Origin of the sequence: Marinomonas foliarum, assembly GCF_016906065.1 — a bacterium.
In the GTDB taxonomy this organism is placed as follows: Bacteria; Pseudomonadota; Gammaproteobacteria; order Pseudomonadales; family Marinomonadaceae; genus Marinomonas; species Marinomonas foliarum.
Genome location: NZ_CP070273.1, coordinates 1,047,096 through 1,063,330, shown reverse-complemented (window position 1 = coordinate 1,063,330; position 16,235 = coordinate 1,047,096). Strand labels below are relative to the sequence as shown.

The following is a 16,235-nucleotide window of genomic DNA, read 5'->3' as shown; positions in this document are numbered from 1 at the left end:
ATGAATAATTGGCTTAAGTCGGCAGCTGAGTTGGTGGTGATTCGTAGCTCTACTCAACTGCTGTCGAAATTCACTCAAGTGCTTGATGCCGAATTAGGTTGCAGAGGGGTTTATATTTTAACGCCTTCTGCCGATGGTCGCTTCGTTGAATGTTGTATGAATAGCAGTCGCCAATTGAATTGGTCGGTTTCTGATTTTGATAACCCATTTGCCCATGTTATTCATTCTGGCAAATCTATGGCGCTGCAGAACAGTGAATTGCTTTATTGGCTATCGAATGATGGTTTTAGTGATTTGATCGGCTGCACTGATGACACTGTGAAAGTTGTTATTTTGCCAATGCTTTCAAAAGATGGGCAGCTTCAGGCTATCTTGGTGCTTAAGACGGACAGCTACTCGAATCATGGCATGGACAGCGATGACAATTTTTTAGATTTGCTGTCTGTTTGTGCAAATCATTTACAACTTTTGAATGATATGGAAGCAAAGAAAAGGAAATCACAGTTGCTGTCACAGTCATTGATTGAAGTGGAACAAGGCAAGCTAAAAAGCCATCTATTGGATGGTCTTGCTAACGTTTTAATAGGCCAGAGCGAGGTGATGAAATCGTTACGTGAGCAGGTGGCCATTGCGGCTTCCTCTCGTCTTTCTGTGATGATCCAAGGTGAGACGGGCACAGGCAAAGAGCTTGTTTCACGTGCCGTGCATGATTTGTCTTCTCGCAGTAAAGCAAACTTTGTCGCCATCAACTGTGCCGCTATTCCTGAGCATCTTCTGGAAAGCGAACTGTTTGGCTACGTCAAAGGGGCTTTTTCTGGCGCAGATAAAAGTAAAAAAGGGCTATTAGCTGATGCTGATGGTGGCACCTTATTTCTTGATGAAATTGGTGACATGCCGCTAGCACTGCAAGCTAAATTGCTAAGAGTATTGGAGTCCCATAAATATCGTCCAGTAGGCTCTGAAAAAGAGCTGGATTCTAATTTTAGATTGGTCGTTGCTACCCATTTAAATTTAAAAGAGCAGGTATTGAACAATAAATTCCGCAAGGATTTGTACTACCGCTTATATCAATACCCGATCGCTTTGCCTCGATTAAAAGATCGAACATCAGATATAGAGAGACTCAGTGCTCATTTTGTTGAGCAATATAATGCAAAACATAAATGCAGCGTACGAGGCCTTCATTACAAAGTATTAGACCGCTTACTGGATTACGACTTCCCCGGAAATGTTCGTGAATTGAAACACCTCGTTGAATATGGTGGTGCTCAGACCCAAGACGGCGAGCAGATAGAGCTCGCTCATATTCAAATAAAATTAGATAACGAAATTGGCGGCTTTGCTGAGCCTGAACTTAAAAATCGAGCTGTTGTTGAGTTGTCGGGTATTAGTGATCTTAAAGTCGCGGTGAGAGAGTATGAGTCAAACATTATTGCTTCTAGGTTGCGTGAGTTTGATGGTGATAGAGGAAGGACAGCTGAGAGTTTGGGTATTCCCAAAAGAACCTTGGCTGATAAGTGTTTGAAATTGGAGATATCCATTAATGATTAGATATTTGCTTTTACTTGTTGTTTTTTGGCAAGTATCGACCCAGGCTTTCGCAAACAATAATGACAATGAATTGTTGGATAAAGCGTCACGTTGTACTGAAGAGGTGATGAATTTTGCTAGATTAACTTGCTTTGATAAGGTCTTTTCAACACCAGCTCATATACCTGTTGTCAGTGATAAACCGGATGCTTGGTTACGAGCGAAAGCGAGTGAGATGGCTCGTGTTGGTAATAATGATCCTATGTTAACCCTAGATGGTAATGATAAATGGATCACAACTCCTGCTTTAAATAAAGACAGTGAAGACTTATTTCCGGCATTGGTATTCAGTTGTATCAGTGGCATTAGTCGGCTAGAAATGGCGTTACCTGATGAGCTAGAAGACGGTCGAGTGAATATAGCGTTTGACGATTCTTCTGCTCAATTGTGGCGCAGTGATGACACCGGTTTTTTGATTGCATCAGGGCGAGGCTTTATTGCTATTAACCAAATGAAAACAATTCTATCGTCTCCTAGTTTAGTTGTTCGTTCCAATAATCCATCTATAGACGGGCTTCAATTTGATACTAGTAAGCTAAATGACACCATAAAACCACTACGAAAACAGTGTGGCTGGTAAGGATTTGAGCATGGATATTAATGTTGTTCGAGCAGCGATTCGTGAGCCTATATCTTTAGAGCACCCTGTCGGAGAAAATGCTGTTCATGATCCGCTTTATGAGTTTGTTGATGATCAAATGATGAAGGTTGGTTCTTTATCTCATGGTTCTGTTCAGTGGGGTAAGGCAGAAGAATCATTAATTGAATTACTTAGCAAGAAAACTAAGGACCTAAAACTACTGACGTATTTTTTTCAATGTTTACATAATAAAAATACCCCTGATAGTTTAGCCTTATCCATTTTCGTTTTAGCCGATTTTATGTCCGAATACTGGGAGGTATGTTTTCCTTTTGCTGGAAAGAAAGGGAATTTACCTAGACGTAAGTATCTTGGTCAAATTATTCAGCGTTTTGGTCTTGCCCTAGATAAGTTGGATTTTACTAACTTCAATTCAGCAGAAAGAGAAACCCTAAGTGTAGCCAATGCGTTTTGGCATGACGTTGTTAAGGAGAAAGAGTTTGATTCAGAAAATGTAGCGACAGTCATTGAAGTTATTAATAGAAAACTACAAAACTCTGAAAAGAAACGCTTAGAGACGGAAAAGAAGACGCAATCACAGGCAGACTCGAAACAAGTAGAAGTGGTGTCATCTAAGCCGGCTATTGAAGTTGATTACAGCTCAGCAAAAAGTACTAAGCAAACTCTCCTAAAAGTAGCCGATTTTCTTTCTGAAAATGAAAGTAGCATTGAATTAGCTATACGTATCCGTAGGTATGCTGTTTGGTCCTCCATTACAACAATGCCGGATAACGTAAATAAGCAAACCTTGATAAGTGCTTTGCCACAAGAGCGCGTGAAAGAATATTGGAGCTTGTTAGGCAATGCAGACCTTGCCCTATGGAAGCGAGTTGAAGCAACGCTTACTGTTGCGCCTTATTGGTTTGATGGTCAGTTTTTAAGCTCTCAAATTGCAGAAAAATTAGGTTTCATGGAGAGCTCTAAAGCAATTTTAGTTGAAACACAGCGGTTTCTTCAGCGGTTTCCTCAATTATATGATTTTACTTTTAAAGATGGTGAGGAGTTCATTTCTAGCGCTTGCCAGACTTGGTTAGAGCAAGTTGATGAAGTCGATTTGGGAGTAGCGAATCCCGCTGGTGACAGCTGGGCAGAGAGAAAGCAAATAGCTGTTGATTTAGTTGGCAAGGAGGGAATCGGTGCTGCTTTATCCATGATCAACGAAGGGATTAGCAAGGCTGTGGAGCCTAGGGATAATTATTATTGGCGGCTCATTTCTACGGAGTTATTGGAAGAAAATAAATTAAATGACCTAGCCCAGCAGCAGTTCCAACAGTTACACACGCAAGTTCAGTCAATGTCAGTATCTGAATGGGAACCCTCTTTACTCAAACGAGTAAAGAAACATATTACAGTCAAATAAACCAAGGATAGTCGTTCATGTTCAAATCTTTAGTTGGCCTATTAAAGAAATTAGTGCCCAGCCTAGTGGCGGCGCTGCCGTTTTTAACTTTACTCATAGTAATTCTAGTAAATGTTGCTATCTGGTTGACTGGACCATGGTTGATAATAAACGAAGAAGCCCCTCTAGCTTCTGTTAGTTCGCGTTTATTGACCATGATTATATTTTCGTTAGTTTGTCTTGCAGCTTGGGGCTTATTTCAATGGCGTAAACTCAATGCTTATCAAGCCGAATTGCAGCGAGAAGAAGCGCTTAGAGAAGACCCTATTAAAGCAGCAGAAGAGAACCAAGAAGCAGAATTAAACAAGGTAATGGTTAACATGGAAGATAGCCTTAATAAGCGTAATTATCTTTATGCTTTGCCTTGGTACCTTGTCATGGGGCTGGAAAATGCAGGCAAAACCAGCCTTATTAACCGATCTGGGCAGGATTTTACCTTCTCATCTATTTTAAAATCATCTGGTGAGGGAAGTAAGAACGCTTACTCTTTTGATTGGTGGGTTGGTGATACCTCTGTTCTGATTGATCCCGACGGTGAATTGCTAACACAGGGAAAGAATGTCTCTGATCCATCCAGTGATGGCATTATGGAAAAGCGTTTATGGGAACATTTCATAAATTGGCTTGAACGAACGCGTAGCCGTCGTCCACTTAATGGTATTGTTTTGGCTTTGGATGTGTCGAAACTAGCGACCTCTACTATCTATGAAAGAAAGGCGTTTGCTACTATTTTAAGATCACGAATCCGTGAGCTTATGGAAACTTTATCTACTCGCTTGCCAGTATATGTGACCTTGACCAAGCTTGATTTGCTTTATGGTTTTGAACCCTTCTTCAAAAATTATACGAAAGAGCAAAGAGAGGAAGTACTAGGTTTCACTTTCTCGCTTACCTCTGTTGATAACCACGATAGCTGGATGACTGAGTTTGATTCGGAATACGAAGAGTTTATCAAACGTGTTAATGCCATTTTACCTCATATTGTTTCAAAACATATGAGTGACGAAGATCGTAATGCCGTTTACAGCTTCACTAGACAAATAAGCGGACTAAAAGACATATTGTCTATATTTTTCCAAGATGCATTAAGCAGTGATCAGTTCTCCACTTCAGCATTGGTTCGAGGAGTGTACTTTACCTCTGTTTATCAACAAGGTGTTCCAACCAATGCATTTGATGATGCCTCATCCAGGCGTTACGGCCTGACGCATGCAATCAATAGCGCTCAAAATGCCAAAAACTCAACCATGTATTTCACTAAGAACCTGTTTAATAACATTATTTATCCAGAAGCTGGGCTTGCTTCAGATAACTTCCGGGTAAGTAAACAGAAAAAACGCATTATGGTGTTGAGCACTGTTTCCTGTTCCATTATTTCTTTGATTCTTATTGGCTCATGGCATCGCTATTATTTGAAAAACGTAGAACAAGCCGACGCGGTATTGAACAAAGTAAATCTATATATGGAAGAATACCCTTCAGATATGGATTTGGTTTCGCAAAATGAAATATTACCGCCTTTGAATACCATCCGTGATGCGACATTAGAGTTTGGCTTTTTCAGGGACAAACCGAGGTACATTTCAGATTTAGGTTTGTATCAAGGTCATGCCATTGGTCCTCAAGTAGAGATGACCTACTTAAACCTTCTCGAATACCGCTACCTACCATCGTTAATGGTGGAGTTAGTGGCAGACCTTAAAAATGCAGAAACGGATGAAAATAAGCTCTCCATACTGAGAGTCTATCGAATGCTAGTCGATAAAAACGGCCGTTATGATGAGTTTGTATTGAATTATTTTTCACGAAAATGGCAGGTTAAATTTTCTGGAAATAAATCCATTCAAGATAAACTTTTACAGCATTTAGAATATGCACTACAGCATACGGACCTTTATGCAGCTCGCCTGGCTGGGGATGAAAATGCTGATAAAGTATTACGTCCTTACGACAAACTAATCGCGCAAACACAGGAAGGGCTAGGCTCTTTAGCCATCGATCAGCGTGTTTACAGAAACTTAAAGCAGTCTGCGCAAACAGCGTTAGGAGCAGATATAAATGTTCGAACCTTGGTTGGACCTGCGTTTAACTTAGTATTTGCTGAAAGAGAAATGGGCAGTGATAAGCTGAATGTGCCTAAAGTGCTTTCTAAAGAAGGGTTTAAAAACTACTTTCTGCCCCAGTCTGAATCTGTGTCCGACTTAGCTCTGATTGATAGCTGGGTATTAGGGCAAAATGACACCGCGCAATTTAGTAAAGCTGATAAACAGGCATTGAAGGAAAAAATTAGAGATTCCTATGTTTCTGATTACACAAATACGTGGCGCAGCGTTTTAAACGAAATTGATATTAAGAATTTCTCAAACATCAGTGAAGCTGTCGATGTTTTGGATAATTTAACGGGCAACGGGAAACCTTTGCAGCGGTTACTCACAACCCTAAGAGATAATACGAAGCTGTTCCCTGAAATACCGGAAAATGGTGAAGTTCGTGAAGAGATGCTGAAAAGTACCAGTTATAATCTTGCATCTAGACTGAATGCTCCGTTTGCAGGGCTTAATAGCATTGTAGAGTCTAACGATGATCAGCCAGCCTACATTGATGAACTATTGTTATCAATCGAACAGTTAAGAAGTTATCTCACCGCAATCCAGGATGCACCAGATATGGGGCGTGCGGCACTAGAAACAACAAAATCTCGAGTATCGCTGAATAGTGTTGATCCAATTTACACCCTTTCTAGGGTAGCAACAGGGCTTCCAAAACCATTGGATTCTATGATGACCAAGCTTGCAGATGAAAGCTGGTACGTCATTAAGCAAGAAGCAATACATTATTTGGAAGTGAGATGGCACGACGATATCTATAAAGTCTATGAGCAAAAATTTGCTGGACGTTATCCATTTGATCCAAGCTCTAGTCGTGATGTTTCATTGCAAGATTTTGAAGCCTTCTTTGCCCCAGATGGCACGCTAGATCGATTTTATAACGATCAGCTAAAAATGTTTATCGATGAAAATTCAAACATCAGTGGCGGTCATCAAGGTAAATCACTCATTCGAGAGGATGTATTGAATCAGCTTGAAAAGGCGAAGTTAATTCAAGATGCTTTCTTCAATAGAAAAGGCATATTGGATGTTAGTTTTGGGGTTGAGCCTATTCGATTAACGGCTAACAAACGAAGAGGTGTGTTGAATATCGATGGTCAATATTTATCCTACAGCCATGGGCCAAGAAATAATGTAGAAGTTATTTGGCCAAATACGCTTAGAGATAATACGACCTCTAAAGTGACCCTAGTACCAACTGAGGCGAATGAGTCGCCTCGTAGCATCTCAACCGAAGGTCCATGGGCGCTTTATCGTCTACTGGACATTGCTAAAGTGGTTGGTGCTAGTGACTCTAGTGTGACTTATCAATTTACGGTTGATGATGGCGATATGGAAGTCAAAATCAATGCAACCACATCTAATCCGTTTACTCAGCGCTTATTTAAAAATTTCGAGCTGTCTGAAACCTTGTATTAATTAGTAGAGGGGGGCTTTGCCTCCTCCCTACATCTACCATTATGACCACATGAAAAATGTAATTTATATTGAAAATAAACGCGTTTATTTAGAGTCTGATTCTAGCCAGATTCGAGATGAAGAACTGTACTGCACTATAAAAGATAGGATTAATAGAAGGGCTGCTTTACCTCAAAGTAACTTTGACTGGGAAAGTGTTTACACTGATGCGGAGTCATTGGCTGAAACCGTAGGTATAGACTTAATTATCGCCAGTTACTTCACGGTAGCGGCGTTTAAAACACGAGGTTTCAGCGGTCTTGCTAATGGCTTAGCGTTAATTAACTCGGCGTTATTAAACCAAGATACCAGCGATTTAAAGCAGGGTAAGCTAAATAGAGGCTTAGTTGATTGGATTAAAAATCAAATCATAAAAGATATTGGTGTGCTGCAGCCGAATTATGATTCACTTCGGGATTTGTATCGTTGCGAGCGTGAATGTCAGGTTTTAGATGATGTCTTGGGGAGTCAGAACGAAGCGAATGAAGGTTGCTTTGAAGATGTCGCGTTGGAGCTTCTTAAGCAGATTGAGCGTCTTGAGATGCGTTACCACCGTAGCGAAAAAGTGCAAGAGCGAGTGGTGGAAGAACTGTCAAAATTTTCATGGAATGATACCGTATTAGTGGTTGCAGCGAGCCTGATAAGTGTTGCGTTTACTTTTGTGGTAATGACGTATTTGCCGAAGTGAGCTAGGGCGAGTAGAAGTCTGCTTTTCTAAATAAGCAAACTCTTGCTCGCCGAGCGGTTTTTTGCCCAAGCCTAAGCAAAGTCTTGCTCGTTGGTGGTTTTGGTTTTCACTAAGTGTATGAAAATATTGACTATTTTTGGTTGGCATCCATCTTGCTCTTCTTAGGCGAGTGTTTAAGAGCACGTTTTAATTATTTTTTATAAGGAATGTTACTATGCCAACGCCATGTTATATCTCTCTCGAAGGTGAATCTCAGGGTCTTATCACAGCGGGTGCTATGTCTGTCGATTCTATCGGTGACGTGGGCTTGGAAGGCCATGACGACGAAATGCTGGTTCAAAAGTTTGACCACAACGTGACGGTTCCAACGAACCCACAGTCTGGCAACCCATCAGGTCAGCGCGTTCACAAGCCATTCAAATTCACCGTAGCCTTGAACAAAGCGGTTCCATTGCTTTACAACGCCTTGTCTTCTGGCGAAAAATTGCCAAAAGTGGAATTGAAATGGTACCGCACGTCAGCGGAAGGCAAGCAAGAAAACTTCTTCGTGACTTCTTTGGAAGGCGCGGTAATCGTAGACATTCAGTGCGAAATGCCACACTGCCAAGATCCAGCAATGGGCAACTTCACACAAAACGTGACAGTATCTTTGGCTTACCGCAAGATCAATTGGGATCACATCAACTCTGGTACATCAGGTTCTGATGACTGGAGTAAACCAATCGAAGCGTAAGCGGGTATTGGTACGGGCCGCCTGTTCACTCAGGCGGCCTTTTTGCGTATTAATGGTTCACAATTCTTGCGCAATTATCACTGTCTTCGGGGTAGATGATCTGTTCCGAACGTGAATAATGGACTGTTTAAGATTTGGGTTTTACGACTTGTATTCTACGAATTGGATAGACCGTCATAACAAAGGAAACTGGTATGGCTACATTGACGTTTACATTGGCACTCGACGGATTGGAAGAAAACACCCTCGTCGTTCGAGAATATCAAGGGCATGAATCGATCTCCGATTCTCTGCTAAAAGACGGTGCGCCTTGTTATGGCTTCCGTTATCAATTGTCTCTTGCCAGCCGTCAATCGGATCTGTCTGCTGATACCATCGTCGATAAAAACGCCGAGCTACGCCTGTTCCGCAATGGCGAGCTGGTTCAGCGAGTGCACGGCATTGTGCGTCAGTTTGAAAAAGGCGACACCGGTCATAATTTTACCTACTACGGTTTAACCCTCGTTCCCGCCTTAGAACGTTTGTCTTTACGTCACAACAGCCGTATCTTCCAAAAGCAAACCGCCCAAGCCATCATCACCCAACTACTGGATGAGATGGGCATCACGGAGCACCTTTTTACCACTCAAAGAACGCCCCTAGAGCGCGAGTTTTGTGTTCAATACCGTGAGACCGACTTAGACTTTTTACACCGACTAGCAGCCGAAGAAGGCTGGGTCTATTACTTCACCCACGAAGAAGGCAAACACCTTCTGCACTTTGCGGATCAAAGCCAGTTTTTACCTAAGTACCCAACGAACATACCGTACAACGTCTTGGCCGGTGGTGGCTCAGACGATCTTTATATCTCGACGTTAACGCACCACACTCAAAGCTTACCAAGCCAAAGCACGCTGAAAGACTACAGCTTCAAAAAGCCCGATTACCGTTTCTTGCAACAGCAAGATGGCGAGAACATGGATTACCAGCTGCCCAATTACGAACACTTCGATGCGCCAGGGCGCTTCAAGGACGATGTGACCGGCAAAGCCTTTTCTCGTATTCGCTTGGAATACCTACGCCGCAGTGCTCGCACCCTAATGGGAAAAAGCAACCATGCAGGCATTCAAGCGGGCATGAAAATCACCATCGAAGGGCACAACGAAGACACCATCAACCAAGAGTGGCTGCCGGTCTCTGTCGAACACCACGGCACCCAACCGCAAGTCTTGGAAGAAGAAGGCCAATCGGGCAGCACCACCTACAACAATTGCTTTACCTTCATACCTGCTACCACCAACTGGCAAGCGACACCGCAACCCAAGCCCAGTGTCGATGGCCCTATGATGGCCACGGTTGTTGGCCCAGAGGGTGAGGAGATCTTCTGTGACGAATACGGTCGAGTGAAACTGCACTTCCCATGGGATAGATACAGCGAAGCCAACGATCACAGCTCCTGCTGGGTGCGCGTCTCCCAAGGTTGGGCAAGCAATCAACATGGCATGATGGCCATCCCACGAATCGGCAGCGAAGTCATTGTTAGCTTTTTAAACAGCGACCCAGACCAACCGATTGTTACCGGACGGACGTTCAACGCCAAAAACACCCCGCCATACCTTCTACCGGACAATAAAACCAAAACCGTCTGGCGCAGCGACACCCACCAAGGGGAAGGCTTCAACGAGATCTCATTCGAAGACCAAGTAGACAACGAAAAAGTCTATGTCCATGCGCAAAAAGATATGGAAACCGATGTCCTCAACGACAGCATTACCCACATCGGCCACGACCAACACAGACAAATCGACAACGATCGCTTTACACAACTGAACAACAACGACCACCTCTCCATCCATGGCGAAAGTCGCCACAAGATTGGCAAAGACCAAACAATCACCATCGATGGCAGCTTACAGCAGAAAGTCGGAGCAAAAGCCGTACTGGATGCGGGGAACGAAATACATTTAAACAGCGGTGTGAAATTGGTTGTTAACGCAGGTGCTGAACTCACCTTAATGGCAGGGGGAAGCTTTCTAAAAATAGACGGATCTGGTGTTCACCTAGTCGGTTCAGCGATCAACCTGAACTCGGGTGGTGGCGCTGGTTCTGGCAGTGGTTTTAGTGGCGTATTACCAGAGCTACCGCTTAGCGTGGTTTCACCTGAATACGACGCAAACTTGGAAGCGCCAGAAGGGAATGAAGCGCCAGCTCCTATTACAGTGCCAGAATCATCGTCTTCAGTTGTTGCTGCACAGCAAAAACAAGCCATACTCGCCGCCGCACAGCAAGGCACGCCTATTTGTCAAGCTTGTGAAGAGGCAGCAGAATGACGTTATTTAGGCCAACAGACAGAATCGATAGTTCAGTACTTGAGCCTGGAGAATCTGCTTCAACAGACTATAAACATAAATGGATGATTATTGATGGCGCCTTAATCGTGGAGGATGCACAGCAGATCTTAATCAATCAATTTGTGAATCATCACGAAGGCGCTGAGTTCCGTAACTTGTTTGTTAATACCAAATGGAAAGAAGTGCTGGACGTGGCACCTATGTTGGTAAGTTATCATCCAGATATCGAAGCTTGGGCGCAGCAGAAAGCCCCATGGCGTTTTGGTTTAGTGTTTGAGTCTGATGCTTCTTTGGAGGAGCTGGTTGAGCACTGGCATACATTAATACATTGTCAGCACATCGGGCTAGAAGGCTCTTTGAGTCGCTTATATGACCCCATTGCTTTGTATCATTTGCTAAAGACGACAGAAGAAGCAAGACAAGTTGCTTGGCTAGGCCCTATGAGCAAAATTTGGTTGCCAGATTACGTAGATCATCATTATTTCTATGCAGAGCGTCCCGAGGTATCCGATGCTGTACCGCTTGAGCATACACAATTTACAGACCCTGAATGGCAAGGTTTAACCGACGCAAAGCGATACGCATCGGCCTATAGACTTACTCAACATGTGGACAAGCATTTTCCTGATTATTGGCATGATAAAGACAGCAAACTGCAACATGTCATAGAGCAATTAAAAAAGCTGGAATCCCTAGAGCAAGTGACACAAAAGGACGCCACTTGTTACATGAATATTCTCTGTCGACTAGGGGATATTTGGCATTCTGAAAGCGCTCATAAAGACATTGTTGTCATCTTAGAAGACAAATTACAACCGATTGAAGATAGGTTGCAGGAAGCCAACTTACAAGCATTAGAATTTGAGTTGGAACAGCGAAATAATAAGGAAGTGACGGCATGAAAAACTACATCATAGAAGCGGGCGACACTATTTCAGCCATTGCTAAAGCTAATGGTATTTCACAGAAAAAATTATTAGCGGCCAACCAATCTATCAGCGACGCCAGTGATATAAAAGTGGGCGATCAACTGTCTATTCCTGAAAAAATCGAAGATCCAGCAACACAAGCAGCCAACGCAGAAAGCACTTCAAAAACTGACGGTGCAGTGGAAGAGTGCCCTTTACAAGCTGAATGGTTGACCATCAAACCATTACGTTATGCGGTCGCTGAAGATGACAGTGAGATTAATTTAGCTGAAGACTTAACTCTTAACTCCAACTTGCCAGCTTTAACCCAACACAAATATATTACACGTCAGTTATCCGATCAGGTGGTGTATCTCTACCATCCAGAAGAAAAGTATCTGCTGCAAGTGGTCTACGCAGACGGCAAAGGACAAGGCGAATGCCTATTTGGTGAGCCTAGCCAAGACGTTAAAGCGGCCTTGCCGTTACTCAAACAGCCTAAAGGCAGTAAAGTCATCATGTGGCTGACCCAGTCGCCACTCACCCAAGCGCGGGTCGATTTATTACAAGCCAATCCAGACTTGATCGAAAAGGCTGGGCAAATGATAGATTTTGCCAAGGCCGCCAAAGATCAACAAGAGGATACCTTTCCTCTATTCGGTGTCAAAAAATACCTTGCCGAATTGACTCCCAATGTCACCAGCTTACTTGAGTGGAGCGCCAGCCCTCTTGAAACCAGTACCGATGAGAATACTTTTATCGGTGACTACCAAAGCGCCACCCCAGACAATAACTATGGGGTTTGCCTTGTGGATGCTATTGGCATCACCACCGATTTATGTCGTGAATTCTCTATCGCCTACGAAATGGTTATATCCAATATGGCGACTGTTCAGCATCCGTTCCAGATGGCGAAGTTGACTCGGGCTCTTATTAATAGAGAAGCGAACAAAGCTAATAAAGCGACAGAAATGGATGAAGGTCGATTACGAGTATTGTTTGGAACCTTCCCTCCGCCTGAGTTGACTCAGTCCCTCATCGTATCGCGATTTTCCGATGAGAAAAAAAACAGAATATTTGAGGAAAAGCGAGTAGAGCATGAAGAGTCATTTCAACAATACTTAAATGACTATAAAAAGGATGTCGCCGCTCAAGCTGAGAAAAATGCGCAAGAAAAAAAGTCTGAGCTAGAGGAGCTTATTCATAAAGACAAAATGGACGCATTGTTAGACAAACAACCAAACGCAGCTAAAGAACAGAAAGAAATACTAGAAGGTCTAGCTGAAGATTGGGTTAGTTGGATTAAAGATAGTAAAGGCTCACTTGATTTAGCATTAACATGGTTAGATGATGCGGACGAAAAGCAACTTCAACTAAAAGAAACGTTAGTCGCATCGTCATTAAATAATATAAACGCCTTCGACAAAGGCGTGGCAATTGTTGCTGAATGGGTCGATTCATTATCGACACAGTTGAGCGAAGAGGATACGAGGGCAACAATAAACGGTGTGGGTGCCCACTATTTTATTACGATGGGGTTTGGCACTGCGGTGCTTACAGGCTCTAAATGGTTGAAAGCGATGAATGGCTTAGTGGGCTCTGTACGCACAGAAATAGAGAAAGCCCATGAAGCATTAATGTTTAAAATGAGAGCGACACCTCCGACTGAGGTGCTATTAGATACTATCTCTGCCCATCTGGTGAAAATGGGGACGACAACACCAGAAGGTCAAGCCTTATGGAAAAAGACTTTCGACAATATGAGTCGACGTTATGGTATGCAATTCGCTACGGTAACCGCTAAATTGGATGATGTTGCGTTCGATTTAAAAGCTTCTTATGCCGCCGTTTCAGCGGTCACCTTTAATCAGGCGCTTAGAGAAGAGGCTCGCTCTGTCGTCCGATCGAGCACAAAAATGGTTAACCTGATTGATTTAGAACAAGCCGGTGCGCCAGGTGACCCTTTTATTCGCGATCAAGCAAAATATCCACGCTTTTTAGCTAAACACATGAACGCACTGGAATTGTATGGCAAAAATAGTAACAATTTGAAAATGGTTTATGCGAAAAGTGACAAAATATTTTCGTCTGCTAGGCAAACTAAGTTGGTCGGTATTTTTGCCTTCGCTCAGCTGTTTAATACCATCAAACTCTATGATGCCATGGAACAAGACACCTCTTTTAAAGCGAAAGCGGATTTTTATTCGGCACTGTTTGGCTTGAGTACCGCTTCGATGGCCTTGGTTGATAAAGTCTTTAGTAAATCTTTTGCGGGGCAAAGCTTTACTGGCTATATGAAAACCACAGGCGCAATGGCGGTAGGGAATAAAACCACCGCCTTGTTACAGAAAGTTAGACCGTTTGACCTACTTGATATTGATGCAGCAAAACAAATGGAATTGTACGAAAGAGTAGGTTCTAAGGCTGGTAAGCTTGTTAACGGCGCCTTTCGGGCTCTGCCAGTGCTTGGGGCTCTGGTAGCGACCTTCTCCAGCAGTGTGAAACTTTGGGACGACGTGGGCAAACAAAATACCAAGACTGTGACTTTATCCGCTTTATCCGTGGTGGCCAATGCCGGTTCCGCATTCTTTTTTATTGTCGGGTTCTTGTTTAGTGGGCCTGTATTAATTGTGCTGGCCACGGTATTAGGTATTTTGGCCATTGCTCTGGATTTTTGGCGTGGCATGGTGGCAGATGATCAAGCGAAATTGCTGTTGAAGTCGTCCTATTGGGGAAAAAGTGACTACAAGTACCAAGAGAAAATCAGTTCATGGGAAGATAGAAGTCAATTATTTAATGGTGATGCATCTGAAGAAGAACAGAAAAAAATAGTAAAAATGATGGGGCGTGAGCTGCGAGCATTTTGTGACTATCTCTATAAACCGGTTGCACAAGTGGTTGAACAAACCAAAGTGGGGGCGCTTAGTGTGTTTACCATTAAAATAGAGTTACCAAATTTTGTGAAAGGTAAGAGCGACGTGACCTTTGCAATCAGTGGCGACAGTAGTTACACACCAGACGGCGTGTTATTAGCCAGCAATAGTGAAGACAATCGCTGGCAGATGAATAATCTAAAGGGCGGCCTCACCATAGAAAATAACACAGGCTTACTAACTTTAGAGATCGACGAGCGTACCCTGACATCCCATCGGGAGAAAAGAATCCAAACCGGACAGGCGAGCAGAAATAATGCTACAAAAGGCATGAATTATATGAAATACAACTTGTCGTTAGAATACAAACAGCCAGCAGGTATCCCTATTAATTTAAAATACCCTAAAATCACCATAGACGATAATAAGTTTGCCTTATCATTTTGGCGTAACCAAACAGAAATAGAAGACTTTTATTTGGAGCAGGCCGCCCTATGAGTAAGATAAAGCAAGTGAGCGCCAACCTTTGGGTGGGACCCAAAGACATGGGTTTTACTCCTCACTTTAAAAGAACGGAACACGCCATTGCACATTATCCGAAAGGTGAATCATTAATTCATGAGCCTGTACAACCGGAGAATAAAAAAATACCTCTTGTCTATAAAAATAAAGGGGCAGAGAACATGGAAGAAGTATTTAAGGGGTCTTCTGCAGGCGGACATGAAGGCTATTTGGATATGCGGGTTAACTCGGTGGCGAATCGAGGCGAAGGCTTTTACATCATGGGTATTATTGGCATGTTGGTTTGGTGGTCGTTTGAGTTTTTTGTGTTGTCGGCTATACAAGACGAGCTAATTCGCGATATCAGCATTTACAGCGGCTACGCTTTTTTTGGTATCGGAGCGCTCATTTGTTTATTTCGTACTCTGCATACTCCCGTGCGCTTTCATAAAGCGAATCAAGAAGTGTATGTGTGGCACAAAAAAGTGTTATATCGCATCCCATGGGACGAATGCGAGCTATCCATTCGTGTTGATAATCGTAATATAGGGCTTAAAGGTCAGCAAGATGGTTATCAACTGACCCTATGGCTTAACCCGAAACACGCGGTAAACAAGGACCTTACCGGACAAAAGCATGTACCATTGAACATGTTTCATAATATGGATCATCATATTCCCCTCTACGGTTACTGGGAGTACGTACGCCGCTATATGACTGGGGACACGCCTTTCTATATAGAAATGAGCAAAAAATCCAGAACACCTAGATTTAACACTGAGAGAGCGGAAAGCATGGGTTATATCAAAGCTATTTGCTTTTTTATTATCATTATTCCTTTTGCATTTTTGTTTAAACCTGAAAAAATGGCCCTTTTAAGCCCTTTTAAAGAGCGGTGGCCAAAAGAAGTCCATGAATGGACGGGCGAGCGGTGCGACTGGCATTAGGCCTATTGTGCGTTGATTGATACAAAAAGTCAGCGAGTTCAAGTCTTCCCCCTGCTGGTT

General features: G+C 43.0%; 10 protein-coding genes. All 10 read left to right on the top strand.

Annotated elements, in window-relative coordinates; all coding sequences use genetic code 11:
- The 10 genes from JSY38_RS04920 to JSY38_RS04875 all read left to right on the top strand — a co-directional run bounded on the left by JSY38_RS04920 (position 1) and on the right by JSY38_RS04875 (position 16,175).
- Positions 1 to 1,551: a sigma-54 interaction domain-containing protein gene (locus JSY38_RS04920; RefSeq protein WP_205115600.1), complete on the top strand. Its 1,551-nt coding sequence runs from the start codon at positions 1 to 3 to the stop codon at positions 1,549 to 1,551.
- On the top strand, positions 1,544 to 2,170 hold the full coding sequence (gene vasI, locus JSY38_RS04915; RefSeq protein WP_205115599.1) for a type VI secretion system-associated protein VasI: 627 nt from the start codon (positions 1,544 to 1,546) through the stop codon (positions 2,168 to 2,170). The genes JSY38_RS04920 and vasI overlap by 8 nt, the downstream gene beginning before the upstream one ends.
- A gap of 10 nt (positions 2,171 to 2,180) precedes the next feature.
- Positions 2,181 to 3,590, top strand: coding sequence for a type VI secretion system protein TssA (gene tssA, locus JSY38_RS04910; protein ID WP_205115597.1), 1,410 nt, complete (start codon positions 2,181 to 2,183; stop codon positions 3,588 to 3,590).
- Between the two features lie 17 nt (positions 3,591 to 3,607).
- Positions 3,608 to 7,156, top strand: coding sequence for a type VI secretion system membrane subunit TssM (gene tssM / locus JSY38_RS04905; RefSeq protein WP_205115593.1), 3,549 nt, complete (start codon positions 3,608 to 3,610; stop codon positions 7,154 to 7,156).
- Between the two features lie 49 nt (positions 7,157 to 7,205).
- The gene (locus JSY38_RS04900) at positions 7,206 to 7,883 is read left to right on the top strand and encodes a type VI secretion system ImpA family N-terminal domain-containing protein (protein WP_205115589.1); all 678 of its coding nucleotides are present in this window, start codon (positions 7,206 to 7,208) and stop codon (positions 7,881 to 7,883) included.
- Positions 7,884 to 8,097: 214 nt separating this feature from the next.
- A complete protein-coding gene (locus JSY38_RS04895) occupies positions 8,098 to 8,616 on the top strand; it encodes an Hcp family type VI secretion system effector (protein ID WP_205115585.1) in 519 nt (172 codons plus the stop codon).
- A 194-nt stretch (positions 8,617 to 8,810) separates the two neighbouring features.
- The gene (locus JSY38_RS04890) at positions 8,811 to 10,925 is read left to right on the top strand and encodes a type VI secretion system Vgr family protein (protein WP_205115583.1); all 2,115 of its coding nucleotides are present in this window, start codon (positions 8,811 to 8,813) and stop codon (positions 10,923 to 10,925) included.
- Positions 10,922 to 11,848 carry a DUF4123 domain-containing protein gene (locus JSY38_RS04885; protein ID WP_205115579.1) on the top strand — a complete coding sequence of 309 codons (927 nt, stop codon included), beginning with the start codon at positions 10,922 to 10,924 and terminating at the stop codon, positions 11,846 to 11,848. The genes JSY38_RS04890 and JSY38_RS04885 overlap by 4 nt, the downstream gene beginning before the upstream one ends.
- Positions 11,845 to 15,225 (top strand): LysM peptidoglycan-binding domain-containing protein, encoded by a 3,381-nt coding sequence (locus JSY38_RS04880; RefSeq protein ID WP_205115577.1) that lies wholly within the window; start codon positions 11,845 to 11,847, stop codon positions 15,223 to 15,225. Before JSY38_RS04885 ends, JSY38_RS04880 begins: the two co-directional genes overlap by 4 nt.
- Positions 15,222 to 16,175 carry a hypothetical protein gene (locus JSY38_RS04875; protein WP_205115575.1) on the top strand — a complete coding sequence of 318 codons (954 nt, stop codon included), beginning with the start codon at positions 15,222 to 15,224 and terminating at the stop codon, positions 16,173 to 16,175. The genes JSY38_RS04880 and JSY38_RS04875 overlap by 4 nt, the downstream gene beginning before the upstream one ends.
- The last annotated feature ends 60 nt before the right edge of the window (positions 16,176 to 16,235 follow it).

Excerpts from the sequence above, each read along its gene's own strand:
- tssM (WP_205115593.1), top strand. The coding sequence starts at position 3,608 with ATGTTCAAATCTTTAGTTGGCCTATTAAAGAAATTAGTGCCCAGCCTA.
- JSY38_RS04890 (WP_205115583.1), top strand. The coding sequence starts at position 8,811 with ATGGCTACATTGACGTTTACATTGGCACTCGACGGATTGGAAGAAAAC.
- JSY38_RS04895 (WP_205115585.1), top strand. The coding sequence starts at position 8,098 with ATGCCAACGCCATGTTATATCTCTCTCGAAGGTGAATCTCAGGGTCTT.
- JSY38_RS04875 (WP_205115575.1), top strand. The coding sequence starts at position 15,222 with ATGAGTAAGATAAAGCAAGTGAGCGCCAACCTTTGGGTGGGACCCAAA.
- vasI (WP_205115599.1), top strand. The coding sequence starts at position 1,544 with ATGATTAGATATTTGCTTTTACTTGTTGTTTTTTGGCAAGTATCGACC.
- tssA (WP_205115597.1), top strand. The coding sequence starts at position 2,181 with ATGGATATTAATGTTGTTCGAGCAGCGATTCGTGAGCCTATATCTTTA.
- JSY38_RS04920 (WP_205115600.1), top strand. The coding sequence starts at position 1 with ATGAATAATTGGCTTAAGTCGGCAGCTGAGTTGGTGGTGATTCGTAGC.
- JSY38_RS04880 (WP_205115577.1), top strand. The coding sequence starts at position 11,845 with ATGAAAAACTACATCATAGAAGCGGGCGACACTATTTCAGCCATTGCT.
- JSY38_RS04885 (WP_205115579.1), top strand. The coding sequence starts at position 10,922 with ATGACGTTATTTAGGCCAACAGACAGAATCGATAGTTCAGTACTTGAG.
- JSY38_RS04900 (WP_205115589.1), top strand. The coding sequence starts at position 7,206 with ATGAAAAATGTAATTTATATTGAAAATAAACGCGTTTATTTAGAGTCT.